We start from the raw sequence: 25,541 nt of genomic DNA, 5'->3' as shown, positions 1-25,541 counted from the left end.
ATTGGATATCGCGTCATCGTTGCGTAAAGCGTTATCCTACGTTCTTGAGATTTTCTTGGCCTGAAATCAACCGGGCACTCAAAATCTGGTCACTCAGCTTAATTTGGTGCAGCACTTCCGTGCCTTCCGTCACATAGCCGAACACCGCATAGCGGCCATCCATTAGGTTCAACCCTGCTGGGGTCAGATCCGGCTCCGCCATGAAGATAAAAAACTGCGAAGAGGCACTGTTGGGATCGTCCGGGTAGCGGGCCATGGCCACCGTCCCTTCTGCTGAAAAGGGCAAAGCTGGTTCTACATCCCACAGGCCCAACTGCTCAAAGGTTTGGCCGTAGTGAGGAATCACTTCTCCTTTGGCGCGAATTTCCATCGGGATGGTGCGAGTTTTGCCGGTGGCCGGATCCACGTACCCATCGGCAGGGCCAGGGGGATCCCCTGCTTGAATCACGTAAAAGTTTTCCACCCGGTCAAAACTGAGGCCATCGTAGAAGCCTCGCTGTACCAAATCGGCAAAATTGCCTGCTGTAATGGGAGCGCTGTAGCCATCCAAGGTGATCCGCATTTGTCCAGCCGTGGTAGTCAACTCCACCTCAGCCCGGCCCAACAGTTGGGGCCTATCCGCATACTCAGCGGGTATCTCGTAGGGGAAAGGCCCCAGCCAGCTGTCCTCCAGGGATCCCAAACTAGCCAACAGGTGATCGTAAGCATCGCGGGCAGCATCTTTGCCCTTAGATTTGCGTTGGGTTTCCTGGCTGACGATTTCTAACTGTTCGCGAATAGCGGCCATCTGTTCAGCAGCGGTGGGCAACTTAGCCTCGGGTAAACTCGCCAACAACGGGGCTGCATAGCGATCCAGCAACCGCTCCACCAGACGAACATCCCCTCGTACCGCCGACCAACGGTTGTATTTCAGGTCAGCATCGATTTTGGAGATGGCCTCATCCAACTCCAGCAAGCTGGACTCCTGAATGGGTAAGGCTTGTCGTAGGAGGGTACGAGCATCCGTGATGGCATTCCCTTGCGGAAGGGCCAGTGCTGGAACCGCCCAGAAAAGGACACAGATCAGGCCGATTCCCCAAAGACTGAGCTGTGACCAGGAGAGTGCCCGTTTAACTTGCTGAATCATAATCGCCACGAAAAGCACTTTGTTCTCAGCCTGACATCCTTGCGTTACCGGCGGCAAGCGTTGAACCGGTTGAATCGGATATCGGGATCCATTCCGGCTCAGGGCTACCAACCCAGCGGAGGTGCTTTGCTACACTCAGAAGATAATTTGCAAATCATTGGCTTGGGATCCTGGGTTCAGTTGGAAAGGGATCCCCTGGGTGAGGAGGACGATTAGGTCATGGTGGCAAAGCAACTGAAGTTCTACTGGAGCCCACAGCACCAGCTCTTTAGCTGTGACGGTGTCAAGCTAGAGGGGCATGGCTACATTCAAACCAACCCATCCCATGATTTGGTTCATCTACTGATTGCCGCCAACGGCAATATGCCCTGGCAACCGGTGGATACCCGTGAGCAAACCTGCTTTGCCGAGTACAACGCGGTGATGCTGGAACATCTGTTGGTGAATTGTTTCAATACAGCCGCTGTGGGATCCATGATCGCAGAGCAAATTATTCCAGAGGCCCGCAAGTTTCTCAAGTGGTTTGTCTCCGATCACTATGCTCCTTTTCCGGTTTCCGAAGAAGAAGCCTTTCGTCGCTTTGCCGAACATTTGGACATCGAGTGTATCGTGCGCCTCTTCCCTTATTTTTACGACTTGCGTGCCTGGGAATGGCTTAGTCCCGACTATCGCAATGAGATCTACGATCTTGAATTTACTTCCGAGGATGATCCCGTCCAAGACTCGCCAGAATGGGCAGCAGAAACCAATGTTTTGGAAACCCGAGAACTGGTGAGGCAAAAGCTCACGGAGGCTCTAGCCGAAGCGGGATCCCATAAACCCAAACCTGAACCTGCTGTCCCTCACCCCCAACCCAAGCCGAAGAAATGGAAATCGGGATCCGGGTTCAAAGCCATCTGGGCCTACTGAGATCTTTACTGAGATCTTCAATCTATGCCCATGATCAGACGACGGAACGCTTTTTTGCCTACCTGTAGGATGCGCCCTGTCAGCTCGGAGGGATTGGCAAACTCCAGCTCTGGATCGGCAATCTTTTGGCCATCCAAGCGCACAGCGCCCCCTTGAATCTGCCTGCGGGCCTCGGCAGCACTCTTGCACAGGCCTGATTCTCGCAAAATGTAGGTGAGCTTGGCAGGATATTGAATAGGATCGATGAGAAAGGTGGGGATGGATCCCGTCTCGTCGGTGCTGCCTTGTAAAACCAAAGATTGAGCCGTACGCTGAGCTGCTTCGGCGGCTTCAGGGGAGTGAAACTGCTCCACAATCGTCTTCGCCAGCAGCATTTGACGCTCTCTTGGGTTGTCGGGCAACTCGGAAAGTGGGATCTGGGTGAGCAATTCAAAATAACGCTCCACCAGAGGATCCGGCACCTTCTCCAGCTTGGAGTACATGGTGAGGGGATCCTCCGTCAGCCCAACGTAATTGTTTTTGGACTTGGACATTTTTTGGTAGCCATCCAAGCCTTCCAGCAGCGGCACCGTCAGGCAAAACTGCGGCGTTTGTCCTTTCCAGATTTGTAAGTCCCGTCCCGTGAGCAGATTAAAGCGTTGGTCGGTTCCCCCCAATTCCACATCCGCCTCTAGAGCCACAGAATCATAGCCCTGCAGGAGTGGATAGAGAAACTCGTGCAGGTATACTGGCGTACCCGATTGGTAGCGCTGGGCAAAATCTTCTTTGGCCAACATTTGCCCCAAGGTCATCTGGGCCTGTAGCTCGATCATCTGGGTGAGGGTCAGCCCTGCCAGCCATTCGCTGTTGCGCCGCAACTCCAACCGGCCAGGAGTGTCAAAATCCAAAATCTGACGCGCTTGATCCAAATAGGTACGGGCATTGTCCTCCACTTCTGCAGGTGTTAAACGTGGACGTGCCTCCGATTGCCCCGTCGGATCCCCGACTAGAGCCGTAAAATCCCCAATCAACAATATCGCCACATGGCCCGCATCCTGAAACTGCCTCAACTTGCGCAAGGCCACCGAATGGCCTAGGTGTAAATCCGGTCGGGTCGGATCAATACCCAACTTAATCCGCAAAGGGCGATCCGTCTGTGTCAAACGCTCGGCTAAGGCCGCCGCTCCACCGGGGAAAATCTCCGCTACCCCACGCTCGGTAATCTGGGCAATCAAGGGATCCCGCTTGCCGAAAGGGGCAACAGCTGGCGGGACTGATGTTGGCGATGTACTCAAAACCTGCTCCATCCGGCTCGACACATTTCACGATTTTCACTTACGTGGGCCTCTCAGGAAAGTCTGTTGAGGGTTTTTAGGGGAGGGTCTGCCTTTCTGCTTCTATCTGTCAATGGGGCTGTCAATGGGGTTGATCCGGTTTTCTGTGAGGATCCCTGAACCTGCTTTGCCTACAGGGAGAGACTTATAATAAGTCAGGTTTGTTGGGGTTGTGGACGTGGCGTATAGTCGCAAACAATCGGCACCGTGGGCAAAAGACCCCGCTTCAGGTCGTCCCCCTCGTCGCCCAGCACGGTTCAACGGGCAAGCCGACCATTCGCCAGCACCACGACCTTCTTTGATTGCCCAAGTTGCGGGTACGGTTGGGAATTTGCTCTTGGGATCCCTGCTGCTCGGCTCCACCGCTACGGCTGCCGGGTTGGTGGGGTTGGCCATCAGCTTCCGCAATCTGCCGGATGTGCATCAACTGCGGGACTACGTACCCATTGCCACCACCCACATTGTCGATATTCGGGGGGAACCGATAGCCAGCTTACACGGGGAAGCCAACCGGGAAGTGATCTCGGTGGAAGAAGTCTCACCGGAAATGAAAAAGGCGCTGCTGGCCATTGAAGATAGCCATTTTTACACCCACCAAGGCATTAACCCGATCAGCTTGGGTCGGGTGATCTTGGGCAGTGTGGAAGGGGGAATTGGCTCTGCAGGCGGCGGCTCCACCCTGACGATGCAGTTGGTAAAAAACCTGTTCTTAACTCCAGAGCGGAGTCTGAGCCGCAAAGTAGCCGAGGCCGTATTGGCGGTGCGCATGGAGCAAGTCTTCAGCAAAGACGAGATCCTAGAGATGTACCTCAATCAGGTGTATTGGGGGCACAATCTCTACGGCATTCAGACAGCGGCTCGTAGCTACTTCAACAAGGATGCGGCAGAGCTAAACCTAGCCGAATCCGCCCTGTTGGCCGGGATCCTGCCTGCCCCGGAAACCCTCAGCCCTTTTCGTAACCTGGAGGGGGCCAAGCGGCGGCAACGGTTGGTGTTGGATCGCCTGCTGGAACTGAATTGGATCACCCCCGAAGAAGCGCAAGCCGCCCGTGATCAAGAATTGACCCTGGGTCACATCACCTCCTTCCAAAGCAATGCCCCGGCTGTTACCGATGCCATTGAGGCAGAGCTTCGTCGTCGCTACGGGGAACAAGCCCTGATGCAGGGAGGGTTACGGGTTCAGTCCACCATTGATCTGCGCCTGCAACGGATCGCCCAGCGCATTGTCAACGAAGATGGCCCCCGTATTGCTGCGGCTCGACGGGCCAACCAAATGGCTTTGGCCGCTGTGGATCCGCGTACAGGATATGTCAAGGCGGTTGTAGGAGGGATCAACGCTCAGCGAGGGCAGTTTAACCGCGCCACCCAAGCCTTCCGCCAAACCGGATCCACCTTTAAGCCCTATGTGTTCTACACAGCCTTGGCCACAGGGCGCTATTCACCCGGTAGCATTTTGGAAGATACCCCGATCACCTATCCGGGATCCCCGCCCTACAGCCCCAAAAATTACGACAATACCTTCTACGGTTCCCTCTCCTTCGCGCGTGCCCTGGAACTGTCTCGCAACGTGCCTACTGTGAAATTGGCGGACGATGTCGGGATCCGCAATGTGATCGCAGCCGCCCAAGCCACAGGTATTAGCGCTGAGATGTTCCCCAACCTGGCCACGGCCTTGGGTTCTGCCAGCATTAGCCCGCTGGAAATGGCCGCTAGCTATGCGGTGTTTGCCAATGGAGGCCATGCCCTGGAGCCAACCCTTTTGGCCCAGGTGGTGGATCGCAACGGCCAAATTCTCTTTGAGGCCAAACCCAGCCTGGAGCCGGTCTTGGATCCCTGGTCGGTGGCGGTTCTTAACCAAATCCTCAAGGGGGTAGTGACGAGTGGCACGGGTACGGCAGCCCGGCTAGATGATGGGCGGCCCGTGGCGGGCAAAACGGGAACCACCTCAGATTTTCGGGATGCCTGGTTTATTGGCTATGTACCGCAGCTTTCCACGGCGATTTGGATTGGCAACGACGACAACTCCCCGATGCTCTCAGGCACAGCGGGTGGTGCTTTTGTGGCTCCTACCTGGAAACGGTTCATGACCGAAGCCTTAGAAGGGATCCCGGCCCAAGATTTTCCCAGCCCGAACCAGTTTGCCCGCCCTCAATGACCGAGAAGACTATCTTTTTTCCCAGGTGGGAGAGGTCAACTGGGATCTCAAAGCGTAATCATTCTGAGTTACACTGAGACTGCAAAGAAAGGTAACAGGTAGACTCCTGACTTCCTTGCGCTCCTTCGCACAAGACACAGAGGACAGACGATTATGGCTTTTGAACTCCCGGCTCTGCCCTACGCCTCCGATGCGCTACAGCCTTACATGTCGGCGGAGACTTTCTCCTTCCATCACGGCAAACACCACGCTGCCTATGTCGCCAACCTGAACAAACTGATTGAAGGTACCGATCTGGCTGGCCAATCCTTGGAGGAGATCGTCAAGGCTACCTTCGGGGATCCGGCCAAAGCGGGCATCTTCAACAACGCGGCCCAAGTCTGGAATCACACCTTCTTCTGGGAATCTATGAAGCCGGGTGGAGGTGGTGCGCCTACCGGCGCTATTGCCGATAAGATCAATGCCGATTTCGGCGGCTACGACAAATTTGTGGAAGCTTTCAAAACTGCTGCTGCCACTCAGTTCGGAAGTGGTTGGGCTTGGTTGGTGCTGGAGAATGGCACCCTGAAAGTGACCAAAACCCCTAACGCCGAAAACCCCTTGGTGCATGGACAAACTCCGCTCCTCACTTTGGATGTGTGGGAGCACGCCTACTACCTGGACTACCAAAACAAGCGCCCTGACTTCATCAGTACCTACTTGGAGCACCTGGTGAATTGGGATGCCGCTAATGCCCGTCTGGCTACTGCTTGAATCGGCTTGTTTTGGGATCCGCTTACGGGGGATCCTATTCATGACTAGCAACCTAAGGGTCAGATAGAACAGGTTGACCTTTTGCGGAGGATCCGGATGGCTATCATCGGGATCCTCTTTTGTTGTATTGAGGCTGTATGGAGATCGATTGCGGAGTTGACGGGGTCTAATCCCCTCCTAGGTGTTCCCGATTCTCTCGCAATTGCTGCAAGCGGCTGGGGGTCGGAGCTGCATCGGGAACAACAGCAGTAGGGGTAGGTGCAGGGGGACTCACCGGATTTCCCTGTGGGAACAACGGTTGATTGATGGGTTGGGCTGGGACGGGGGTAACAGGAGCAGCAACAGGTGAAGGTGGAGTTGGGGTAGCCACAGAGGGGGGTGGCGGCGGCTGAGGGGCAACTGATGTAGGCACAGGGGCAACGGGAACAGGAGCTACTGGCTGAGTCGGGGGAGGGCTGGGATTCGGTTCGGGAGTTGCTTCTGTAATTTCAGATTTGCTCTCGGGCTTTGTTTCAGGAGGATCGGGAATGGCAGGGTCATCTTCAAACACCAGCTCCCCTTGGGGATCCCGCAGCAACCAGTCTTCCAGAGAATCACGGGTTTCGGAGGGATCCCTGACCTCTGTGTCAGGCAGTTCGGGGGTAACAGGCGGTGTTTGGATTCTTTCCGCCGGGGTTAACAACAGGCGCAAGCCCAGGAAAGTTCCCCCCGAGATGACCACAAAAAGGGCTATCCCCACCCAGAGGGGCAAAACCTTAATCTTCGATTCTGGGGGAGAAGCAAGCAGGTGAGTGCCTTCCCGACCATCCATTGCCGCTAGAGTACGCTCCGAAAAAATCGAGGTTGTTGGCGGCGTCATGGGAGAGATCGGGGCAATCGGGCTGGCAGTGTTCTCCAGTTGCAGGGATCCCTCCAATTGAGCACTCAGGGTTTTCATATTCTGAGGCCGCTGGTCGGGGTCTTTGGCTAGACAAGAGAGCACCACCTGTTCCAGCTCCGCCGGAATGTCGTAGGGTAATTCCGAGCGGTCAAAAGGTTGGGGCGGCTGGTAGTTGTGGGCATCATACCAACCGGGGAAAGAATCGGTTTTCGGTCGCAGGGGTTGCTGTCCTGTCAGCATGCGATAGAGCACCACCCCAAAGGAGTAGATATCAGATCGAGCATCCAATTCCTCCCCACGCACCTGCTCGGGTGAGGCATAGCGCACTGTGCCCAAGAAGCCCGTGGTTTGGGTGCCGAGGGCAATAGAGACATCGCTGAGCAGCTTGGCAATGCCGAAATCGAGGATTTTGACAGTTTCCCCCAAGGTTTCATCTTTGATAGCAAAGATGTTGCTAGGTTTGATATCTCGATGAATCACCCCCTTGACGAGATGGCCATCCTGGTTGGTCTCTAGGCTGTGGGCGTAGTAGAGACCTGCACACACCTGCCGGGCAATATTGACCACACGGTTGGGGGGCATGGGTTTGTACTTCAGCATCAGCTCCCCCAAACTGTGCCCCGTTAAGTATTCCATCACCAGGTAAGGCTGGTTGTTCTCCAGGCCGTAATCCAGCACCTTCACAATAAAGGGGTGCTCCCCCAAGAGGGTGCTAATGCGGATTTCTTGGGCAAAGCGCTTGCGCAGTTGCCGTTGAGTATCGGCATCGCCCGCCAAGTTTTGGTGCAAGAGCTTCACCGCCACCGGGCGATTAAAGAGGCGTGTGTCGATGGCTTTGAACACCTGGCCCATACCACCCGCCGAGATGCTTTGAACCAGTTGATAGCGCTGACCGATCAACTTCCCAGGAGCGAGCTGGTTCATAAGCGGCAGAGGAGCATTTACCCTCCGATTCTAATGCGCAAGGCTGCCACACGGTCTGTATTGTTCCTGACGGGAGCTTCGTGCCGTAGGAACGAGAGTCCCTCGGAGGGATCTGATAGACTCATGCGGGCGCTTTGCTCGGATTCAGTCTGCTTGCTGTTTGTCAGGTGAACTATGCTAGCCAACTTGACCCAAGTTCAAGGGGTTCCCTTCGCCTTGCTAGTGGGCCCAGTCGAGAATCCGGTTTTGGTGTTTTTGATCATCATGACGATCATGTTGGTGGCCCCGTTGCTGTTTGAGCGGGTGCGCTTGCCAGGGATCATCGGCTTGATTTTAGCGGGGTTGGTGGTTGGCCCCTATGGCTTAGGCATCCTGCAGCGAGACGACACCATCATCCTGCTGGGTACGGTGGGGCTGTTGTTTTTGATGTTCATGGCCGGTTTGGAGACCAGCCTGGAAGACTTAAAATTGAATGCCGGCAAAGCCAGTATTTTCGGGGCCCTCACCTTTTTGTTGCCGATGCTGATTGGCACCGGGGCCATGCTGGCGCTGGGCTACAACTTTTTGACAGCGGTGCTGGTAGCCTCTTGTTTTGCCTCCCACACACTGATTGGTCTGCCGATTGTCTCAAAGCTGGGGTTAATGCGCCTGCAAACGGTGACGGCAACTCTGGGGGCAACCTTGATCACCAACGTCTTGGCGTTGTTGGTGCTGGCAGTGGTGGTACGGGCCCATCAGGGGGAGCTGACACTGCAATTTTGGCTGACGCTGATCCCTTCAATTGCTCTCTACACCTTTGCCACGCTGTGGGGGGTGCCGAAGCTAGGCGGCTGGTTCTTTCAACGCTTCGGCCACGATGAGGGGGCGGAGTTTACCTTTGTTATCGCCACGCTGTTTGTGGTGGCCTATGGGGCGCAATTAATCGGCATTGAGCCAGTAGTGGGGGCCTTTTTGGCAGGGACGGCGATCACCCCGATTATCCCGCAGCTCAGCCCGCTGATGAACCGTATCCAGTTCATTGGCAATACTCTGTTTGTGCCTTTCTTTCTCATCTCGGTGGGGATGTTGATCAACCCTGGCATTCTTTTGGGGGAGTCGCGCTCTTTGCTGGTGGGGGGGGTGATGATTGGGGCGGAGGCAGTGAGCAAGTTTGGGGCCGCTTGGATCTCGGCGCAACTGTTTGGCTGGCGCTTTTCCAGCACCATGGTTATGTTTGGCCTGTCGGTGGCACAGGCGGCGGCAACATTGGCAGCGATCACAGTGGCCTTTGAAGTGGAGCTAGTGGATGAGCTAACAGTAAATGGCACCATCGCCATGATTTTGGTTACCTGTATTGCCTCTCCTTGGATTGTTGCCCACTGGGGGGATCAAATTCAGCCAACGGAAGTGGTGGCGGAATCCACCGAATTGCCCAAGCCCCAATGGGGAAGCCGTGTCTTGGTGCCGGTGGCCAACCCGGATACTGAGAATAACCTGCTGCGGCTGGCTTTGATTCTGACCAAGAAAGAAGGGGGGACGTTGTTGCCGCTGCATGTCCTCTCAGATCGCACGGGCATTTCATCAGGGGCGCTGTCTCAGCAGGAGCAATTGTTGGCCTTCGCAGAATCCTTTGCCCACGGTGCTGTGACGCGAGTGGAACCGATTCGACGGGTGGATGACTCCATCGACAAAGGGATCGTCCGCTCGGCCGCCGAACGGCAAGCTAGCTTGGTGGTGTTGGGGTGGAAGGGCTATTCCACCTATGCGGAGAACTTCTTTGGCAGCATTATCGACGCAGTGGTTCGGCAGGCCGGGATCCCGGTGTTGATCACCCGCTTTCCGTTGGCCATCGAGATGACTCAGCGCATTCTTCTGGCTGCGGCTGAGCCGGAGGTGTCAGCCCGCTCTTTACAAGAGACCGTCGGATTGGCCCAAACCTTGGCTAGCGAATTGAAAGCCGGTTTGCAGATTCTCTTGGTGCAAACTCGACCGGAAGGGGAACGAGTGGTTCCTAAGCCGAAGTTGGATGAAGCAGTATACCCAAATTTGCCGATCCAACGGGTACAGGGGGGTGTGGTGGCGGAAGTCCTTAAAGCTCTGCAGCCGGGGGATGTGTTGATGTTGATCCCGAGCGAAAATCGCAATCGTCCTCGTTTGGGTCGAGAACCCGAGATCATCGCCCGCAACCGACCAACACTGTCAATGATCGTGGTGCATGTGCCGCGGGATCCCGCCCATCGGGTGGCGACGGAGCAAACTTGGTATTGAGGCGTCTTGCCTGAACTGCTGCCCCAGCCTGCCTGATAGACTAAGGTGTCCCAGCTTTTGGGGCAATAGAGAGAAGGTGTTTGTGATCGATATGGTTGCTTATTTGCTGGAGGTCGGCTGCGAAGAACTCCCAGCTAGCTTTGTCGACTCAGCTTTGCAGCAGTGGCAAACCGGGATCCCTGCCTCTTTGGCGGAGGCTCATCTGCAAGCAGAGCAGATGCAGCTTTTCGGGACACCGCGCCGCTTGGCTGTTTTGTTACAGGGATTACCGAACCAGCAGCCGGATCGCACTTTAGAAGTGAAAGGCCCGCCCGCCCAGATCGCCTATCAAGAGGGTCAGCTTACCGCCACTGGAGAGAAATTTGCCCAGAAGCAGGGGGTGGATCCCGGCAGCCTGGAAATACGGCAAGTGGGCAAGGGATCCTTTGTGTTCGCGGTGCAAAAGGTGCGGGGACGACCGACAGCGGCGGTGATTCAAGAGCTGGCTCCCGGTTGGATTACGGGGTTAAGCGGCGAACGGCTGATGCGCTGGGCCTGTGGGGATTTGAAGTTCCCGCGTCCGATTCGTTGGTTGGTCTCTCTTTGGGATGATCAGGTGTTGCCTTTGCTGTTGCCCACCCATGAGGGAAATACCATTCCGGGATTGGTGGCGGGGCGGGTGAGCCGAGGGCACCGGGTGTTGGGGCCAGTAGCAGTCACACTGAAGCAAGCCGAGAGCTACAGCCAGCAGATGCAAGCCGCAGGGGTAAGCCCGGATCCGGCGGTACGGCAGGCGTTTATCCAGGAAGAGGTGGCCCAGTTGGCGACCCAGGTGAATGGAGAGGCCCAGATTCCTCCTGATTTGCTGCGGGAAGTGGTGCAACTGGTGGAATGGCCGACGGCGGTCTTAGGGCGCTTTGAACCGGAATTTTTGCGGTTACCGGCTGCGGTGATCGAGACGGTGATGATCACTCACCAACGCTACTTTCCGGTCAGGGATCGACGGGATCCCCAGAAACTGTTGCCCTACTTCATCACCATCTCCAACGGCGACCCCGAACAGTCGGAGCGGATCGGGGCGGGCAATAGCCGTGTGGTGCGGGCCCGGTTGTCGGATGCTCGCTTTTTCTACGAAGAAGATCAGCGGATCCCGTTGGCGGAGAAAGTCGAACGCCTAGAGGCCGTCACCTTTGCTGAAGGGTTGGGATCCGTGCGGGATAAGGTAGAACGCATCCGCCAGATCAGCCGCCTGATCGCCACAGCCTTGAATCTGGCTCCGCAAGAGCAAGCGCTGGTGGATCGCACGGCTCAACTGTGCAAGGCGGATTTGGTCACCCAGATGGTGTACGAGTTCCCAGAGCTGCAGGGGATCATGGGGGCCGACTATGCCCGTCAGGATGGGGAACCAGAAGCAGTGGCGGAGGGGATCGAGCAGCACTATTGGCCGCTAGGGGCGGGAGATACTCTGCCCAAAGCCCTGACGGGTCGAGTAGTGGGTTGGGCCGATCGCCTGGATACGCTGGTGGGCATGTTCCGTTTGGGACGGATCCCGACGGGATCTTCGGATCGGTTCGCTTTGCGGCGGGCGGCCAATAGCCTGGTGCTGATTGCTTGGGATGCCGAATGGGCTTTGGATGTGAATCAGCTGCTGCAGAGACTGGTTCAGGACTATGCCAATGGAGATGCCGAGACCTTGAGGGCGTTGCAGGAGTTTTTGGTTCAACGGCTGCAAACCCTTTTGCAGGAGGAAAAACAGATTGATTACGACCTGATCAAGGCGGTGTTGGGGGATCCGGAATCGCTGCGGGCCCAGGATCCCCAGCAGACGGATTTGACGTTGCGAGCCTTGAGTAACCTGCCCCTCACCCTATTGCGGGCTGAATATTTGCAACATCTGCGGGCAACCGGAGAATTGGCGGATCTGTACCCCACCTTGAATCGCTGTGCTCGCTTGGCCGTGCAAGGGAACTTGGGCTACGAGGTGGTCGATCCGGCGGCAGTGATTGATCCTCAGCAATTACAAAATCCGGCAGAACTTCAGCTTTACGAGGTCTGCGAAACAGTCTATCGCCGCGGCGTAGAGCCAGCCCTTCAAGGGGACTTTACCCCCTTGGTAGAAGCCCTCCAAGAGGCGGCCCCTCAAGTCGCTCAGTTTTTCGAAGCGGTCTTGGTGATGGATCCTGACCCAATCTGCCGGGCCAATCGCCTGAATTTGCTGGGGCTGTTGCGCAACCAATCGCGCCTTTTGGGGGATATGGGAGCAGTGGTGATGGCGGGGGAATAGCCATTATTCACTTATTCACACCTATTCACTAGAGGGCGCGCAGGCACTGCTCGAGGGTCTGGCTGACAGAACCCAGATAGCCTCCGCCAAATAAGTTGAGATGATTGAGCAGGTGGTAGAGCTGGTAAAGAGGTTTACGGCGGGAATAGCCGGGATGGAGGGGATAAGCCTGTTGGTAAGCTCGGTAAAACTCCGCTGGGAACCCCCCGAACAATTCCGTCATGGCCAGATCCGTCTCCCGATCCCCGTAGTATAGTGCCGGATCAAATATCACCGGAGATCCATCCGCTAGCGCCCCATAGTTGCCCCCCCACAAATCCCCGTGTAACAGAGCGGGATCCGGTTTGTAATCCTGAAAAAGGGTTTCCAGCTCCGCCATCACTCGTTCTGCTCCGGTGACCCACTGGCCACGATATCCCTGTTGACAAGCCAGCTTGACCTGATAGAGAAGCCGGTGCTCTCGGTAAAATTCCACCCAATCCTGCTTCCAAAGGTTGATCTGGGGAGTTGAGCCGATTGTGTTGTTGCGCTCCCAACCATAGCAGCCATTAGGGGAAAGAGTACGGTGCAACTGGGCCAACTGGGATCCCAGCAGGCTAGCCGTATGGGCGCGCGGAGAGCTTAGCTCCAGATACTCCAGCACCAAATAGGCTTGCTCCCCGATGGATCCCCAGATCAGCGGTTGTGGAACCCGAATCGCATCGGCTGCGGCTAAGGTCTGTAATCCAGCGGCTTCGGCAGCAAACATCTCCAAGGCTCCTATCGCCCCGCAGCTGCCCCCACGGGCCAATTTGACAAAAAAAGCCTGCCGCCCATCTGAAAGACGATAGGTGGCGTTGATGCTGCCCCCACCGATGGAGTGATACTGCAGGGGTTGCAAGGGATCCCCTGTCACTTCGCAAAGGCGCTGGGCAATGGCTTGCCAAACGGGCTGCATCGAAAAAGCCAAAGTTAGCGAACTTACCCTTTATTTCCCTTCCTTAGGTGCCGGGGCCTCCGGATCCAAAACCGCCCCTGCCCCATAAGAGTCGATATCTATGGCCTGGGATCCGCCCATCACCAAGAGCTCCAAAAGGGATCCCAATTGCCACCAGACTAAGCCTCCAGTAAACAACACTAGGATCCCGCCCACGAGACCAGCCAAAGCCAAAGATAGGCCAAACACGTACAGGCAGGCGGCCACGAAGCCAAAGGTAAATAGACAACAGAGACTGTAGGTGAGGATCACCCCAGGGGTGCGGTAGCGAATCTGGGGCTGGCTCTCCCGGTTCAGATGCCAAAAGGCCACCTGATATTCCAATTTGTCTTTGAAAATAATGCCGAAAATGACCGCAAAAAAGCTGAACAGGGCAATCGCAGAGTAAATAGGGGGATTGACAAAGGTATAGGAAAAGTCGCCGCCGTAAACCGATTCCATAGCGCGCACCTGATAGGATCCCAACATTGGTAGCTTAACATTTCTTAGTATCTTCCATCCCCAGGCCCACAGCCACAGAAGATACCAGGAAGGGATCCCATCTGGATTACCCTAGAGAGGGCTTTGTCTGGCCCAATCAGCGTTTGCCATTCCCTGCGAGTTTGTCTATGTCCGTGATCCGTGCCCTACATGCCCAGTTGGTCAATCAAGAGCGAACCACTGAGGAAATCGCCCGCGAATATCTAGAGCGCCTCACCCAACTGGAGCCGCAGCTGAAAAGTTTCATCACGGTGACGGAGGAGCTTGCTTTACAACAGGCCAAGGCTGTAGATGCCCAGATTCGGGCCGGCGAGGAAATTGGCCTTTTGGCAGGGATCCCGATCGCCCTGAAAGACAACCTCTGCACGCGGGGGATCCCTACTACCTGTGCCTCCAAAATCCTGCAGGGGTTTATCCCTCCCTATGAATCCACGGTGACGGCGCGACTGGCCGCTGCTGGTATGGTGACGGTGGGCAAAACCAACCTGGATGAGTTTGCCATGGGCAGTTCCACCGAAAATTCTGCCTTTCAACTCACCGCCAATCCCTGGGATCTGACCCGGGTACCGGGGGGATCCTCCGGTGGATCTGCGGCGGCGGTGGCTGCCGATCAAGCGGTGGTGGCTCTGGGTTCCGATACCGGCGGGTCGATCCGTCAACCGGCGGCCTTCTGTGGTGTGGTCGGCCTGAAACCTACCTACGGGTTGGTGTCTCGCTATGGGTTGGTGGCCTTTGCCTCCTCTCTGGATCAAATCGGGCCGTTCGGACGCACAGTTGAAGATGTGGCCTTGCTTTTACAGGGCATTGCCGGCCATGACCCGATGGATTCCACCAGTCTGAAGGTGCCCATTCCCAACTATAGCCAGGCTTTAATCCCAGATATCAAGGGCTTTAAGGTGGGGGTGATCCGCGATCTGTTGGGCGAAGGGTGTGGTGAGGAAACCCGCGCTGCTGTCCAAGCCGCCATTCAACACTTGCAAGAGCTGGGGGCTGAGATCCTCGAGATCGATTGTCCCAGCTTTCAGTACGGCCTAGCCACCTACTACATCATTGCCCCCTCCGAGGCTTCCGCCAATTTGGCCCGCTATGACGGGGTGAAATATGGACTGCGAGAACCTGCTGACTCGCTGGTGCCCATGTACGCCAAAACTCGGGATCATGGCTTTGGGCCGGAGGTGAAACGCCGCATTATGATCGGCACCTATGCTCTCTCCTCGGGCTATTACGATGCCTATTACCTGAAGGCTCAGAAGGTGCGCACCCTGATCAAACAGGACTTCCTCAATGCTTTCCAGAAGGTGGATGTGTTGATTAGCCCCACTACTCCGACCCCAGCCTTCAAAGCCGGCGAGCGGGAGGATCCCCTCAGTATGTACCTATGTGACCTGATGACGATCCCGGTGAATTTGGCGGGATTACCGGGGCTGAGCTTGCCCTGTGGTTTTGTAGATGGACTGCCGATTGGCCTGCAAATTGTGGGCAATGCCCTACAGGAAAGCAAAGTGCTACAGGTTGCCTACGCCTATGAGCAAAGCACTGACTGGCACAAACAGCGCCCCAGTCTTGTGCAGCAAACTACCAGGATCCGTCGCAGTGCTCCGCCCATACCCGAAGAGGTGCAGCAATAGTGTGAGGCTAAGAAACGCAATCGCACTTCTTAGGGTATAGCGGGATGATGCTTAACATGAGGTGGGAATTCAAGCTAGAGCCGGCTGCCAAGCAGGTTTCAGAGATTGAGAACACTTTGGAAGTGTGCCGCAATGTCTGGAACTCTGCGCTGCGGGAACGCAAGGACTGGCTGGATTCTCGTAGATGTCCTATCAACGCCTGTTCCATTCGGCAAGAGTTCATCCTGCCAGCAGATACTCGCTACGCTTGGCAGTGCAAGGCACTGACGGCAACAAAGGCCAGTTATCCCAGGCTCAAGACTGCTAACGCCCAAGTGCTGCAACAGGTTATTCGTAGCCTGGAGTCAGCCGTGGCGACTGAAGCGGTCAGGATTGCCACGGTTCAAAAAGCAGGGGCGGATGAGGCCATGCCTTTTCCCTCAAATGCTCAAGAACTGCATCACCCCGGATGGAATCAAACTGCCCCAACTGGGAACGGTCAAGGTGCGCTGGTCACGAAGGATCCCTGACTTGTTTCAGGTGAAGCAAGCCCGGATTGTCCATAAGGCATCCGGAAGAAGAGAGCTGGGCAGAGCGGAAAACAGCCTATCTTGAGCATTTGGAGCGGTTGGATCCGGAGCATCCCCTCAGCGCATCAGTGTTGTTGGTTTCTAATGCCGACAAATTGCACAATGCCCGGTCAATTTTGCGGGATTGGCAACAGGTGGGGGATGCGGTGTGGGAGCGGTTTACGGGCGGAAAACAGGGATCCCTGTGGTATTACCGGAGGCTGGCGGAGAGCTTTGGGCGGCAACCCTCGCCGTTGTCGGGGGAGTTGCAGCAGGTGGTGGAGCAGTTACACTCAAATGCCTACGTATAAACCTACGTATAAAATTGATAAAGCATGACCCAAAGGAGAATAGAGAGCAAAAATGGATTATCTAAACCAGTCCGATAACGATCCATCTTGAGACTGCTCTGGATCTCGTATCATCCCAGCTTCGACAGTAGCATACAGCCCTTTCCAGCGATACATACTACAGCCGATGCAGGCCAACCCTTTGTCCGACGAGAATTTCTTCTTTACCTTGTGTCGTACATGAAGTTGGCAAAGGCTGTAAGGTACTAAGCTCTGCAGTTTATGACGGTGTTTGCGGATAGCTTATTGGATCTTACTAAATCTTCCTGCAGTCGAAATTCGAGAGCTTGTGGAGTCTGATTTACACCATCGCCATGGTTATTTTTAGCAATACAAATCACCAGGAGACCTGTTAGGGTCAACATAAGCGTTCTTGACCCATATGGATGCTCTCACTCCCTCCCAAATCAGAGCCTATCTGGAACGGATTCGCTATTTTGGCCCCACCCAGCCCACCCTGCAAACCCTGCAACAGATCCATTTGGCCCACCTATTGACGGTGCCCTTCGAGAACCTGGATATCCATCGCGGTCGTCCGATTCGCTTAGAACGGGATCCCTTGTTTCAAAAGATCGTGGTGGAACGGCGGGGCGGATTCTGCTTCGAGTTGAATAGCCTTCTGGCTGCTGCACTGGCCGGAATGGGGTTTTCAGTACAGCTTTTGTCAGGGCAGGTGAGCCGGGCGGATGGCAGTTTTGGCCCGGAATGTGATCATCTAGCGTTACAGGTCACCATTGACGGCCAAGCTTGGCTAGCAGATGTCGGGTATGGGGATTCCTTTCAGCAGCCCTTGCGCTTCGGGGATCCCCCCCTTCAAACCCAGGAGCAGGGGCGCTACCGGTTCGTTCCCTGTCCGGATCCCTGTCCATCTACGCCCTCTCCTCGTCATTGGGTGGTGCAGCAGGAACAACCGAATCAAACCTGGAAAACCCTATTCCTTTTAGATCGGATCCCGCGCCAACTGTCGGAGTTCAAGTCGATGTGCCACTTTCATCAAACCTCCCCCGAATCGATGTTTACCCGCCTACGCCTCTGCACCCTGGCTACCCCTAATGGGCGCATTACCCTGACCGCCCGGGCCAACGGTTCAAACTCTTTTAGATGGATTGAAACCACCCCCGCCGGTAAACAAGAACGTACCCTCAAAGATGCAGAAGAATATTACCGGCTGCTGTCTTTAGCCTTCGGAATCCACTTGTTGGATTAGAATTAAATTAGCCAATTACATAAACTTTTTCTAGCTATGACACGAGGAAATTTTTAGGCGAAGTTATTTCTCACATTTCAACCAGAATTGCTGCACCGAGTTCCTGTCCGACAAAAACTAGTGCTCCGCACCACTGAGGTGATCTAGCTAACCTTACAGTCTTTTTCAGCGTTGTCTGATACAGCAGATTCAGGTCAATCCCTTACTCCATAAGGTTCTTTGCCTAGCTCAAGAGCCTGTGTGAAGTCGGAAAAGACTGTATCTAATTGATAACATTGATGTTGAACGAGAAGTTGACTGTAATCGAATCGGGAAAAGACTCTGGTAAAGGAGCTAAGGAAGAAGCATCTTGTACTGTATCAAGATCAGCTCTATCGACCAATTGATCTCTCGAGAACTCAGAGATTCGGGGGTTCTCGATATTTCCATCTCGCCTTACGGTGAAAGTTACTATTGTTTTTCTGCTGGAATCTGTTCTTGGCCAGTTCCATTTGCCATGAATTCTAGTTTTCAGGTCTTCCAAGCAAGCCGCTCGTTTTTCTCTTTGCTCTCAAGACAATCTATTTGCAAAATCTAAAACTTCAGGAGATGCTTTTCCTTGATAAGGTTTAATTCCATCCAAAAGCGGTGTAAAATTTGGAATTGGAGTCGACTCTTTTTGGGCATAGGCGGAATAAGGTGCCAAACTAGCAAGAGCAATAGAGAGTAATAAGGCACAGAGAGCGAAGTGATTGCCTAAGTTGTTTTTCATGCTTGACTCTGCCTAAGTAAGATTCAGAGTTTTGGATATTGAGGAAGCAGCTTCCCTCCCAAAATATATTTAAAACTTTATTGAACATCTGTCAATGATCTTGGCTGTCCAGTCCTTGTATATACTTGCGTAAGTATATTCTTATCCGCAAAACCCTATCATTTGGTAATGAATTATCCCTTTAGGGATCTGATCAGAAGCCGAGTATGTCACCTGACTGAGCCATGAGTTCAGCCAATCTAAGGAAAGTTCCCACTGCTTCTGCTGTAGTCTGTAGGTGGGCAGGATGTCACAATAAAGGGTGATGTTTCGTAGTCCTGGTTACGGTCATGAATTCTGCCTCGGTCTCTTCCTTTGATGGCCAAGCTCTCGATCATGTGTTAATCTTCGACACCACCCTGCGCGATGGCGAGCAGTGCCCCGGTGCCACCCTGAACACCGAAGAGAAACTGGCGATTGCCCGGCAACTGGCCCGACTGGGAGTAGATATCATCGAGGCGGGGTTTGCCTATGCCAGCCCCGGGGACTTTGAAGCGGTTCAGAAAGTAGCCGAACAGGTGGGATCCGCCGATGGCCCCGTGATTTGTAGCTTGGCCCGCGCCCTCGAACCGGACATTGAAGCAGCTGCCGAAGCTCTCAAGCCTGCCGCCAAACCCCGCATCCACACCTTCATTTCCACCTCCGACATTCACCTGCAATACCAGTTGCGCAAGAGCCGTGCCGAAGTCTTGCACATTGCCGAAGACATGGTGGCCTACGCCAAATCGTTTGTGGACGATGTAGAGTTCTCCATGATGGATGCCACCCGTTCCGACCCCGAATATCTTTACCAAGTGATTGAAGCAGCGATTCGGGCCGGGGCCAAAACCATCAACATCCCTGATACCGTCGGCTACGTTATGCCGGAGGAGTTCGGCCAACTGATTAAAGGGATCCGCGAGAATGTACCCAACATCAAGCAGGCAGTGCTTTCTGTGCATGGCCATGATGACTTGGGGGTATCGGTGGCCAACTTCCTAGAGGCGATCAAACAGGGGGTGCGCCAGGTAGAAGTGACCATCAACGGCATCGGCGAACGGGCCGGGAATACTGCTCTAGAAGAATTGGTGATGGCCCTGCATGTGCGGCGCAGCTACTACAACCCCTACTTTGGCCTGCCCATCGAATCAGAAAAACCCCTCACTCACATCAAAACCCAGGAGATCTACCGCACCTCTCGCATGGTCTCCAACCTGACCGGGATGTTGGTGCAGCCCAACAAAGCCATTGTGGGATCCAATGCCTTTGCCCACGAGTCGGGGATCCATCAGGATGGCATGCTGAAAAACCGCCAGACCTACGAAATTATGGATGCGCAGACCATCGGCCTGCAATCTAGCACCTTGGTATTGGGCAAGCACTCGGGCCGCAACGCCTTCCGCAATCGTCTACAAGAGTTGGGATTTCATCTTTCCGAGCAGGATCTGAACAAAGCTTTTGTCCGCTTCAAAGAACTGGCGGACAAGAAAAAAGAAATTTCTGACCTAGACTTGGAGGCCATTGTCAACGATGAAACCCGCCCGGTGCCAGAGCTCTACCGTCTGGAGCATGTGCAGGTGGTGTGCGGAGACAAGCAGGCCCCGACTGCCACGGTGCGCCTGATCACCCCCGATGGGAAGGAGCTTATGGATGCAGCGGTGGGGACTGGGCCCGTGGATGCCGTGTACAAAGCCATCAACCGCATTGTCGACATACCCAACAAGCTGATCGAGTTCTCGGTTCAGTCAGTCACCGCCGGGATCGACGCGATTGGAGAGGTCACCATCCGGTTGCGCCACGAGGAGCGGGTCTTTTCCGGCCATGCTGCCAATACCGACATCATCGTCGCTTCCGCCCAAGCTTACATGAATGCCCTCAATAAGCTCTACTTTGCTCTGCACGCGGTGCGCTCTACCCCTGAACAACTGGAGGCCGCTACCCAGAAAATCTGAGATTGAGGTTGGATCCCTCCCTCAGGGATCCCCAAAGATAGCCCTACCAGAACTACAGACTTTTCCAGCATTATCTGATACAGCAGATTCAGATTAATCCCTTGCTCCATCAGGTTTTTTGCCTAGCTTGAGGGCCTGCGTAAAGGCAGAAAAGGCTACAAACATGAATTGGGCTGAACTTTACTGATCATTACTGATTATGATGATTATGAGTCAGTCAGGGTCGGAATCCCTCCCTGAAACACGCGCCCGATCACCTCTTCGATCGGCGGATCCGTTACCGTCAGATCCAGCACCTCTAGATCTGCCAGCAGCTTCGCCACTGTCTGGGTAAGTTGCTCTCGCTGCACCCAAAGCCGCACCTCACAGACCCCTGCCCCGCCGGGATCCCGGTCGGTTCGCACTTCCCCATAGAACTCCAATTGGGGGATCGGACAAGGATGAGCCAATTCCAACTTGACCTCTCGGTAGGGGGCAAACTGCTCCAGCAGCTCGTCAAGGTCGCCATCGTAAATCAACCGCCCCGCATCGATCACCAACACCCGCTCACACAACGCCGTAATATCGGCCATGTAGTGACTGGTCAGCAGCACCGTGGCTCCGTAGCGCCGGTTATAATCCCGTAAAAATTGCCGCATACTGGCCTGCGCATTCACATCCAACCCCAGCGTCGGCTCATCCAAAAACAACACCTGCGGACGGTGTAACAAAGCCGCCAGCAACTCCGCCTTCATCCGTTCTCCCAAGGAGAGCTTGCGCATCGGTTGCGTCAGTTTGCCCTCCAGGTTCAGCAGCTCCGTCAGTTCCCCCACCCGCTCTTGAACGTCTTTTTCCGGGATCTCGTAGACAGCAGCATTAATCCGCAACGAATCCATCGCCGGCAGATCCCAGAGCAACTGCTGTTTTTGCCCCATCACCAGGGTAATTTGCTGCAAAAAAGCAGGATCCCGTTGATAGGGGGTGTGACCCACCACCTGCACGGTGCCCCCAGAAGGATGGATCAAACCGGTCAACATTTTTAAGGTCGTTGTTTTGCCCGCCCCATTAGGCCCGAGAAACCCCACCACCTCCCCCGGCTGGATCTGAAAGCTAATCGATTGCACCGCCGGAATGTAACGATAGGTGCGGCGAAAGAAATGTCGTAGCGTACCGAGGACTCCGGGATCCTTAAGGGCGACCGGGTAAACCTTGCTCAGCTCACGAGCCGTGATGATTGGCTCAAGCTGGGGTGACGGTACATGGGAGAACATGTCGGATCCTCACCCCCATGAAACAAGCAGACCCGCTGACCCAACCCCAAGGTAAAAGCCCCTGAAGCTGGATATACCGGATCTGGAGAGGGCTATTGCCAGTATCTGAGGAGAAAATACGAACGGATAGGGGAACTACAGCAGTCCTACATCAGTGCCGGGCTTACCTGTAGCCAATTCCACCTTAATGATGCGGCCACCGGATTTTTGGATGCGTTGCTGTTCCCGGAACCAGCTATCGTAGGGCACCAACTTCGTGAAGAAGGTATTTTGTAGCTCCCGTTGGGTGCGAATCCGGGTTTGGCTGGGCACACAGGCCGTGATCTTAAACATGCGCATGATAAGGGATCCCTGATCGACAACAAATGGGCTGAAATAATCTCGACCAGCAAAACAGGCGATCCACCTCAGAAAGCTCGCGTACCCTGATTAGCACACCAGATCCCTGCGGCAAATCGCCCGTCGTGCTCGTTGGACAATAGAACTCAAGCCAATCCAGCGACGCTAGCGTTTAGCTCAAGCCAGAGGAGATGTAGTCGAAGTACACGCCCATCTCTTTGCCGGCATCAGCACCCACCAAAGCCGCGGTCACTTCTTTCATGGCTTGGATGGCTTGGATGGTGGCGCCCACGGGCACGCCCAAAGAGTTGTAGGTTTCCTTCAACCCATTCAGCACCCGCTCATCCAGGATAGAGGTGTCGCCGGCCAGCATGGCATAGGTGGCATAGCGCAGGTAGTAGTCCATATCGCGGATGCAAGCAGCATAGCGACGGGTGGTGTACATGTTGCCACCGGGACGGGTCAGATCAGAGTACAACAGCGCCTTAGCAGCCGCATCCTTAACAATGGTGGAGGCATTGGCCGCGATGGTGGCAGCCGCCCGCACCCGCAACTCGCCTGTGGCGAAGAAGGACTTCAACTTGTCGATGGCAGAGTTGTCGAGATACTTGCCTTGGACGTCGTAGCTGTTGATCACAGCGGTAATCGCGTCTTGCATGATGAGCTTCCTAAATCCAAATCAGTGAACATCAAACAGTTGTGCAGTCAAAACAATGAGGGATTAGCCCATTGCTCCCACTACGAAGTCAAAGTAATAGCCAGCCTCAGCCGCATCATCGGGAGACAACAGACCACTGGCCACCTGCTTCATTTGACGCACGCTCTCAGCCACCGCCGGGATCGGGGTGCCCAAAGAGTTGTACATTTCCCGAACACCCACCAAGCCGATCTCTTCGATCGGGGTGACATCACCGGCGATGATGCCGTAGGTAACCAGGCGCAGGTAGTAGTCCATATCCCGCAAGCAAGTCGCAGTCATCTCTTCGCCGTAAGCATTGCCGCCAGGGGAGACAACATCAGGGCGCTTCTGGAAGAGTTGATCAGCAGCTTGCTTCACGATGCGCTCACGAGACTCGGTTAAGACTTGAGCGATGCGCAACCGCTTCTCACCGGAGGTGACAAAGGATTTGATCCGATCCAATTCCCCTGGACTCAGGTAGCGGGCTTCCGCGTCCGCATTCACAATCGATTTCGTGACAACGCTCATGGATATCTATCCTCAAGTCGATTTTTTTAAAGAGTATGACGAACATACCCGGATGCTATTTTCTGACATGGTAGCCATCCCCCATCTCAGATCTTCATACTTCTTAAGATGTCTCCCAGAAAAGGGGTACTCTCGCCCCTTCTGACTGAGCTGCGCTGCTCCGGTGGTTCTGCGGGAGAGTGGTTACAATTCAATATGGAGAAGTGAGTCGCCAGGGGATCCCGGTCACTTAGCTCCAGGACGCGCGTTGAGGTTGTGATGACGGATGCCTCTGGCTCAAAAGGAGCAAAGGGATCGAAAGCTGTTTCTGAGAGTCCGCCCCCCTCTCTTCCGGATCATCTGATCCGGGCCACGGCGGCAGAAGGCAAAATTCGGGTGGTGGGGTTGGTGTCCACCCAAGCGGTACAAGAGGCGCGGGAGCGGCACAAGCTTTCTTATGTGGCCACGGTGGCTTTGGGTCGGGCCATGAGCGCGGGGTTGCTGCTGGCGGCCAACCTGAAACGCCGTCAGGCGCGGATCAACCTGCAACTAAAGGGGGATGGCCCCCTGGGTAACATTTGGGTGGATGCTGGCTTGGATGGCACGGTGCGCGGGTATGTGGGCAACCCAGCGATTGAGCTCCCCCTCACCTCGGAAAGCAAGTTGGATGTGGGCCAGGCGATCGGGCGCTACGGCTATCTGCACGTGCTGCGGGATCTGGGGTACGGCCAACCCTACACCAGCGCGGTGGAGTTGGTGTCTGGAGAGGTGGGGGATGATGTCACCTACTATCTCTCCTCATCGGAGCAAACCCCGTCGGCGGTGCTTTTGGGGGTACATCTCGATTCGCATCGGGTACGGGCTGCCGGGGGCGTTTTGCTGCAAGTGATGCCAGGGGCGCCTGCTAGCTTAATCCCGGAGATGGAAACCCGCTTGGCCAAAGTGGAGGAGTTCAGCCCGATGTTGGCCTCTGGGGGTGGTTTGCGAGAGCTGTTGCAGATCTGCCTGGGGGATCTGAATCTGAAAATTGTGCCGGAGATGCGCACCATCCGGTTTTATTGCAAGTGCAATTCCGACCGGGTGAAAGGGGCTCTACGCATGTTGGGGCGGGATGAGCTGATCGATATGATCCACACCGATAGGGGGGCGGAGGCCGTCTGTCACTTCTGTAACGAGGTGTATCGCGTCTCGGAAGATGAGTTGCGCTCGATTGTGGCGGATATGTCGGCGACCGTATGATGTCGAAGGGATCCTTTTTTGCCCTTCTGGTTGCCCTTGGATGTTAGCTGAGCTGACTGCCCCTGAGCTATCCATCGTCATCCCCTGCAAAAACGAGGCGGATAACCTTGAGCATTTGTTTGGGCGCCTTACCCAAACTTTGGATCCGCTACAGCTCAGCTACGAATTGGTCTGCGTCAACGATGGCAGCCAAGACAATACCCTAGAAAAACTGCTCGCCTTTCACCAACGGGATCCCCGCATTAAGGTGCTCAACCTCTCCCGTTGTTTTGGCAAAGAGATTGCCCTCACCGCAGGGATCGATTACACCTCGGGAAGAGCCGTCATTCCCATCGATGCCGACCTACAGGATCCACCGGAACTGATCCCAGAGATGCTAGAGCTGTGGCGACAGGGCTACCAGGTGGTGTACGCGGTGCGGCGTAGCCGTCAGGGGGAAAGCTGGCTCAAACAATTTACCGCCAACGGGTTTTACCATGTCATTGATCAACTCAGTCAGGTGCGGATCCCACGCAACACGGGGGATTTTCGACTACTGGATCGACAGGTGGTAGAGGCCATCAAGCAAATGCGGGAGCGCACCCGCTTTATGAAAGGGATCTTTGCCTGGGTGGGCTATCGGCAAACGGCCATTTTTTACGATCGCGCTCCTCGGTTTCGGGGCAAAACCCAGTGGAATTATTGGCGCCTGTGGAATTTGGCGATGGAGGGGATCACGTCCTTCAGTTCTTGGCCACTACGGGTGTGGAGCTATTTGGGTCTAGGGATTTCATTGCTGGCTTTGCTCTATGGCCTCTTTTTGGTGATTCGCACGCTGTTATTTGGATCGGATGTCCCTGGGTATGCATCTTTGGCCGTGATCATGCTATTTCTGGGCGGGATCCAATTGATCAGCTTGGGGGTGATTGGGGAATACTTGGGCCGTATTTTTGAAGAGGTCAAAGGCCGCCCTCTCTACTTGGTACAAGGGGCATTTGGGTTTGACGGTACCCTCAGCCGCAGCAAGGTGGAAGCCAGCCCCAGTTCTACTTCGATCTCCAAATAACA

Annotated in this window: 24 protein-coding genes; 13 read left to right on the top strand and 11 right to left on the bottom strand. The window is 55.0% G+C overall.

Annotation, left to right across the window (positions count from 1 at the left end; translation table 11 throughout):
• Positions 1-31: 31 nt before the first annotated feature.
• Positions 32-1,126: a peptidylprolyl isomerase gene (locus tag L1047_RS10475; protein WP_235278798.1), complete on the bottom strand. Its 1,095-nt coding sequence runs from the start codon at positions 1,124-1,126 to the stop codon at positions 32-34.
• On the opposite strand from L1047_RS10475, the gene L1047_RS10470 reads away from it, so the two are divergent.
• Together L1047_RS10470 and L1047_RS10465 are read left to right on the top strand one after the other, a co-directional pair.
• On the top strand, positions 1,115-1,342 hold the full coding sequence (locus L1047_RS10470; RefSeq protein WP_235278797.1) for a hypothetical protein: 228 nt from the start codon (positions 1,115-1,117) through the stop codon (positions 1,340-1,342). The two genes, L1047_RS10475 and L1047_RS10470, sit on opposite strands and share 12 nt — an antisense overlap.
• A 3-nt stretch (positions 1,343-1,345) precedes the next feature.
• On the top strand, positions 1,346-2,035 hold the full coding sequence (locus L1047_RS10465; RefSeq protein ID WP_235278796.1) for a hypothetical protein: 690 nt from the start codon (positions 1,346-1,348) through the stop codon (positions 2,033-2,035).
• 17 nt (positions 2,036-2,052) lie between these two features.
• Here the strand turns inward: L1047_RS10465 and tyrS are convergent, their stop codons facing one another.
• A complete protein-coding gene (gene tyrS / locus L1047_RS10460; protein ID WP_443081693.1) occupies positions 2,053-3,309 on the bottom strand; it encodes a tyrosine--tRNA ligase in 1,257 nt (418 codons plus the stop codon).
• 217 nt (positions 3,310-3,526) lie between these two features.
• Here tyrS and L1047_RS10455 point away from each other — a divergent pair, with 217 nt between their 5' ends.
• Together L1047_RS10455 and L1047_RS10450 are read left to right on the top strand one after the other, a co-directional pair.
• Positions 3,527-5,503, top strand: a complete 1,977-nt coding sequence (locus L1047_RS10455) for a transglycosylase domain-containing protein (RefSeq protein WP_235278794.1) — start codon at positions 3,527-3,529, stop codon at positions 5,501-5,503.
• Positions 5,504-5,656: 153 nt separating this feature from the next.
• Positions 5,657-6,256, top strand: a complete 600-nt coding sequence (locus tag L1047_RS10450; RefSeq protein WP_235278793.1) for a superoxide dismutase — start codon at positions 5,657-5,659, stop codon at positions 6,254-6,256.
• 166 nt (positions 6,257-6,422) lie between these two features.
• Here the strand turns inward: L1047_RS10450 and L1047_RS10445 are convergent, their stop codons facing one another.
• Entirely contained in the window at positions 6,423-8,060 is a 1,638-nt protein-coding gene (locus L1047_RS10445) for a serine/threonine-protein kinase (RefSeq protein ID WP_235278792.1), read from the bottom strand.
• Positions 8,061-8,234: 174 nt separating this feature from the next.
• Between L1047_RS10445 and L1047_RS10440 the strand changes: the two genes are divergently transcribed.
• Together L1047_RS10440 and glyS are read left to right on the top strand one after the other, a co-directional pair.
• Positions 8,235-10,307 carry a cation:proton antiporter domain-containing protein gene (locus L1047_RS10440; RefSeq protein ID WP_235278791.1) on the top strand — a complete coding sequence of 691 codons (2,073 nt, stop codon included), beginning with the start codon at positions 8,235-8,237 and terminating at the stop codon, positions 10,305-10,307.
• Positions 10,308-10,392: 85 nt separating this feature from the next.
• A complete protein-coding gene (gene glyS, locus L1047_RS10435) occupies positions 10,393-12,570 on the top strand; it encodes a glycine--tRNA ligase subunit beta (RefSeq protein WP_235278942.1) in 2,178 nt (725 codons plus the stop codon).
• A 28-nt stretch (positions 12,571-12,598) separates the two neighbouring features.
• Here the strand turns inward: glyS and L1047_RS10430 are convergent, their stop codons facing one another.
• Entirely contained in the window at positions 12,599-13,507 is a 909-nt protein-coding gene (locus tag L1047_RS10430) for a fructosamine kinase family protein (RefSeq protein ID WP_235278790.1), read from the bottom strand.
• Positions 13,508-13,537: 30 nt separating this feature from the next.
• Positions 13,538-13,987, bottom strand: a complete 450-nt coding sequence (locus L1047_RS10425; protein ID WP_235278941.1) for a hypothetical protein — start codon at positions 13,985-13,987, stop codon at positions 13,538-13,540.
• Positions 13,988-14,154: 167 nt separating this feature from the next.
• Here L1047_RS10425 and gatA point away from each other — a divergent pair, with 167 nt between their 5' ends.
• From gatA to L1047_RS10405, 4 genes are all read left to right on the top strand, one after another.
• A complete protein-coding gene (gene gatA / locus L1047_RS10420) occupies positions 14,155-15,654 on the top strand; it encodes an Asp-tRNA(Asn)/Glu-tRNA(Gln) amidotransferase subunit GatA (protein ID WP_235278789.1) in 1,500 nt (499 codons plus the stop codon).
• Positions 15,655-15,710: 56 nt separating this feature from the next.
• The gene (locus tag L1047_RS10415) at positions 15,711-16,163 is read left to right on the top strand and encodes a helix-turn-helix domain-containing protein (RefSeq protein ID WP_235278788.1); all 453 of its coding nucleotides are present in this window, start codon (positions 15,711-15,713) and stop codon (positions 16,161-16,163) included.
• 26 nt (positions 16,164-16,189) lie between these two features.
• Positions 16,190-16,513, top strand: a complete 324-nt coding sequence (locus tag L1047_RS10410; protein ID WP_235278787.1) for a hypothetical protein — start codon at positions 16,190-16,192, stop codon at positions 16,511-16,513.
• 421 nt (positions 16,514-16,934) lie between these two features.
• A complete protein-coding gene (locus L1047_RS10405) occupies positions 16,935-17,759 on the top strand; it encodes an arylamine N-acetyltransferase family protein (protein ID WP_235278786.1) in 825 nt (274 codons plus the stop codon).
• A gap of 262 nt (positions 17,760-18,021) precedes the next feature.
• Here the strand turns inward: L1047_RS10405 and L1047_RS16790 are convergent, their stop codons facing one another.
• Positions 18,022-18,282, bottom strand: a complete 261-nt coding sequence (locus L1047_RS16790) for an energy transducer TonB family protein (protein WP_443081692.1) — start codon at positions 18,280-18,282, stop codon at positions 18,022-18,024.
• A 27-nt stretch (positions 18,283-18,309) separates the two neighbouring features.
• Positions 18,310-18,510 carry a hypothetical protein gene (locus tag L1047_RS10400; protein WP_235278785.1) on the bottom strand — a complete coding sequence of 67 codons (201 nt, stop codon included), beginning with the start codon at positions 18,508-18,510 and terminating at the stop codon, positions 18,310-18,312.
• Between the two features lie 329 nt (positions 18,511-18,839).
• Between L1047_RS10400 and L1047_RS10395 the strand changes: the two genes are divergently transcribed.
• Positions 18,840-20,480, top strand: coding sequence for a 2-isopropylmalate synthase (locus tag L1047_RS10395; RefSeq protein WP_235278784.1), 1,641 nt, complete (start codon positions 18,840-18,842; stop codon positions 20,478-20,480).
• A 206-nt stretch (positions 20,481-20,686) separates the two neighbouring features.
• On the opposite strand, the gene L1047_RS10390 is transcribed toward L1047_RS10395, so the two are convergent.
• The 4 genes from L1047_RS10390 to apcA form a co-directional block, all read right to left on the bottom strand.
• Positions 20,687-21,730 carry an ABC transporter ATP-binding protein gene (locus L1047_RS10390; RefSeq protein ID WP_235278783.1) on the bottom strand — a complete coding sequence of 348 codons (1,044 nt, stop codon included), beginning with the start codon at positions 21,728-21,730 and terminating at the stop codon, positions 20,687-20,689.
• Between the two features lie 135 nt (positions 21,731-21,865).
• Positions 21,866-22,069: a phycobilisome linker polypeptide gene (locus tag L1047_RS10385; RefSeq protein ID WP_235278782.1), complete on the bottom strand. Its 204-nt coding sequence runs from the start codon at positions 22,067-22,069 to the stop codon at positions 21,866-21,868.
• Positions 22,070-22,241: 172 nt separating this feature from the next.
• Complete coding sequence (apcB, locus tag L1047_RS10380) at positions 22,242-22,727, bottom strand: allophycocyanin subunit beta (RefSeq protein ID WP_235278781.1); 486 nt, start codon at positions 22,725-22,727, stop codon at positions 22,242-22,244.
• Positions 22,728-22,790: 63 nt separating this feature from the next.
• Entirely contained in the window at positions 22,791-23,276 is a 486-nt protein-coding gene (apcA, locus tag L1047_RS10375) for an allophycocyanin subunit alpha (protein WP_235278780.1), read from the bottom strand.
• 258 nt (positions 23,277-23,534) lie between these two features.
• Between apcA and hslO the strand changes: the two genes are divergently transcribed.
• On the top strand, positions 23,535-24,494 hold the full coding sequence (hslO, locus tag L1047_RS10370) for an Hsp33 family molecular chaperone HslO (RefSeq protein ID WP_235278779.1): 960 nt from the start codon (positions 23,535-23,537) through the stop codon (positions 24,492-24,494).
• Positions 24,495-24,534: 40 nt separating this feature from the next.
• Positions 24,535-25,539 carry a glycosyltransferase family 2 protein gene (locus L1047_RS10365; RefSeq protein ID WP_235278778.1) on the top strand — a complete coding sequence of 335 codons (1,005 nt, stop codon included), beginning with the start codon at positions 24,535-24,537 and terminating at the stop codon, positions 25,537-25,539.
• Positions 25,540-25,541 lie beyond the last annotated feature (2 nt).

Source organism: Synechococcus sp. Nb3U1, from assembly GCF_021533835.1.
Classification (GTDB): domain Bacteria; phylum Cyanobacteriota; class Cyanobacteriia; order Thermostichales; family Thermostichaceae; genus Thermostichus.
The sequence above is the reverse complement of the archived record's forward strand: the minus strand, read 5'-3'. Positions and strand labels throughout refer to the sequence as shown.

Bases quoted from the DNA above. Each gene is read 5' to 3' on its own strand.
- L1047_RS10415 (WP_235278788.1), top strand. From the start codon at position 15,711: ATGAGGTGGGAATTCAAGCTAGAGCCGGCTGCCAAGCAGGTTTCAGAG.
- L1047_RS10425 (WP_235278941.1), bottom strand. From the start codon at position 13,987: ATGGAATCGGTTTACGGCGGCGACTTTTCCTATACCTTTGTCAATCCC.
- L1047_RS10465 (WP_235278796.1), top strand. From the start codon at position 1,346: ATGGTGGCAAAGCAACTGAAGTTCTACTGGAGCCCACAGCACCAGCTC.
- L1047_RS10445 (WP_235278792.1), bottom strand. From the start codon at position 8,060: ATGAACCAGCTCGCTCCTGGGAAGTTGATCGGTCAGCGCTATCAACTG.
- hslO (WP_235278779.1), top strand. From the start codon at position 23,535: ATGACGGATGCCTCTGGCTCAAAAGGAGCAAAGGGATCGAAAGCTGTT.
- L1047_RS10390 (WP_235278783.1), bottom strand. From the start codon at position 21,730: ATGTTCTCCCATGTACCGTCACCCCAGCTTGAGCCAATCATCACGGCT.
- apcB (WP_235278781.1), bottom strand. From the start codon at position 22,727: ATGCAAGACGCGATTACCGCTGTGATCAACAGCTACGACGTCCAAGGC.
- gatA (WP_235278789.1), top strand. From the start codon at position 14,155: ATGTCCGTGATCCGTGCCCTACATGCCCAGTTGGTCAATCAAGAGCGA.
- L1047_RS10365 (WP_235278778.1), top strand. From the start codon at position 24,535: ATGTTAGCTGAGCTGACTGCCCCTGAGCTATCCATCGTCATCCCCTGC.
- L1047_RS10475 (WP_235278798.1), bottom strand. From the start codon at position 1,126: ATGATTCAGCAAGTTAAACGGGCACTCTCCTGGTCACAGCTCAGTCTT.
- L1047_RS10400 (WP_235278785.1), bottom strand. From the start codon at position 18,510: ATGAAAAACAACTTAGGCAATCACTTCGCTCTCTGTGCCTTATTACTC.
- L1047_RS10385 (WP_235278782.1), bottom strand. From the start codon at position 22,069: ATGCGCATGTTTAAGATCACGGCCTGTGTGCCCAGCCAAACCCGGATT.
- L1047_RS10430 (WP_235278790.1), bottom strand. From the start codon at position 13,507: ATGCAGCCCGTTTGGCAAGCCATTGCCCAGCGCCTTTGCGAAGTGACA.
- apcA (WP_235278780.1), bottom strand. From the start codon at position 23,276: ATGAGCGTTGTCACGAAATCGATTGTGAATGCGGACGCGGAAGCCCGC.
- L1047_RS10405 (WP_235278786.1), top strand. From the start codon at position 16,935: ATGGATGCTCTCACTCCCTCCCAAATCAGAGCCTATCTGGAACGGATT.
- L1047_RS10440 (WP_235278791.1), top strand. From the start codon at position 8,235: ATGCTAGCCAACTTGACCCAAGTTCAAGGGGTTCCCTTCGCCTTGCTA.
- L1047_RS10395 (WP_235278784.1), top strand. From the start codon at position 18,840: ATGAATTCTGCCTCGGTCTCTTCCTTTGATGGCCAAGCTCTCGATCAT.
- L1047_RS10450 (WP_235278793.1), top strand. From the start codon at position 5,657: ATGGCTTTTGAACTCCCGGCTCTGCCCTACGCCTCCGATGCGCTACAG.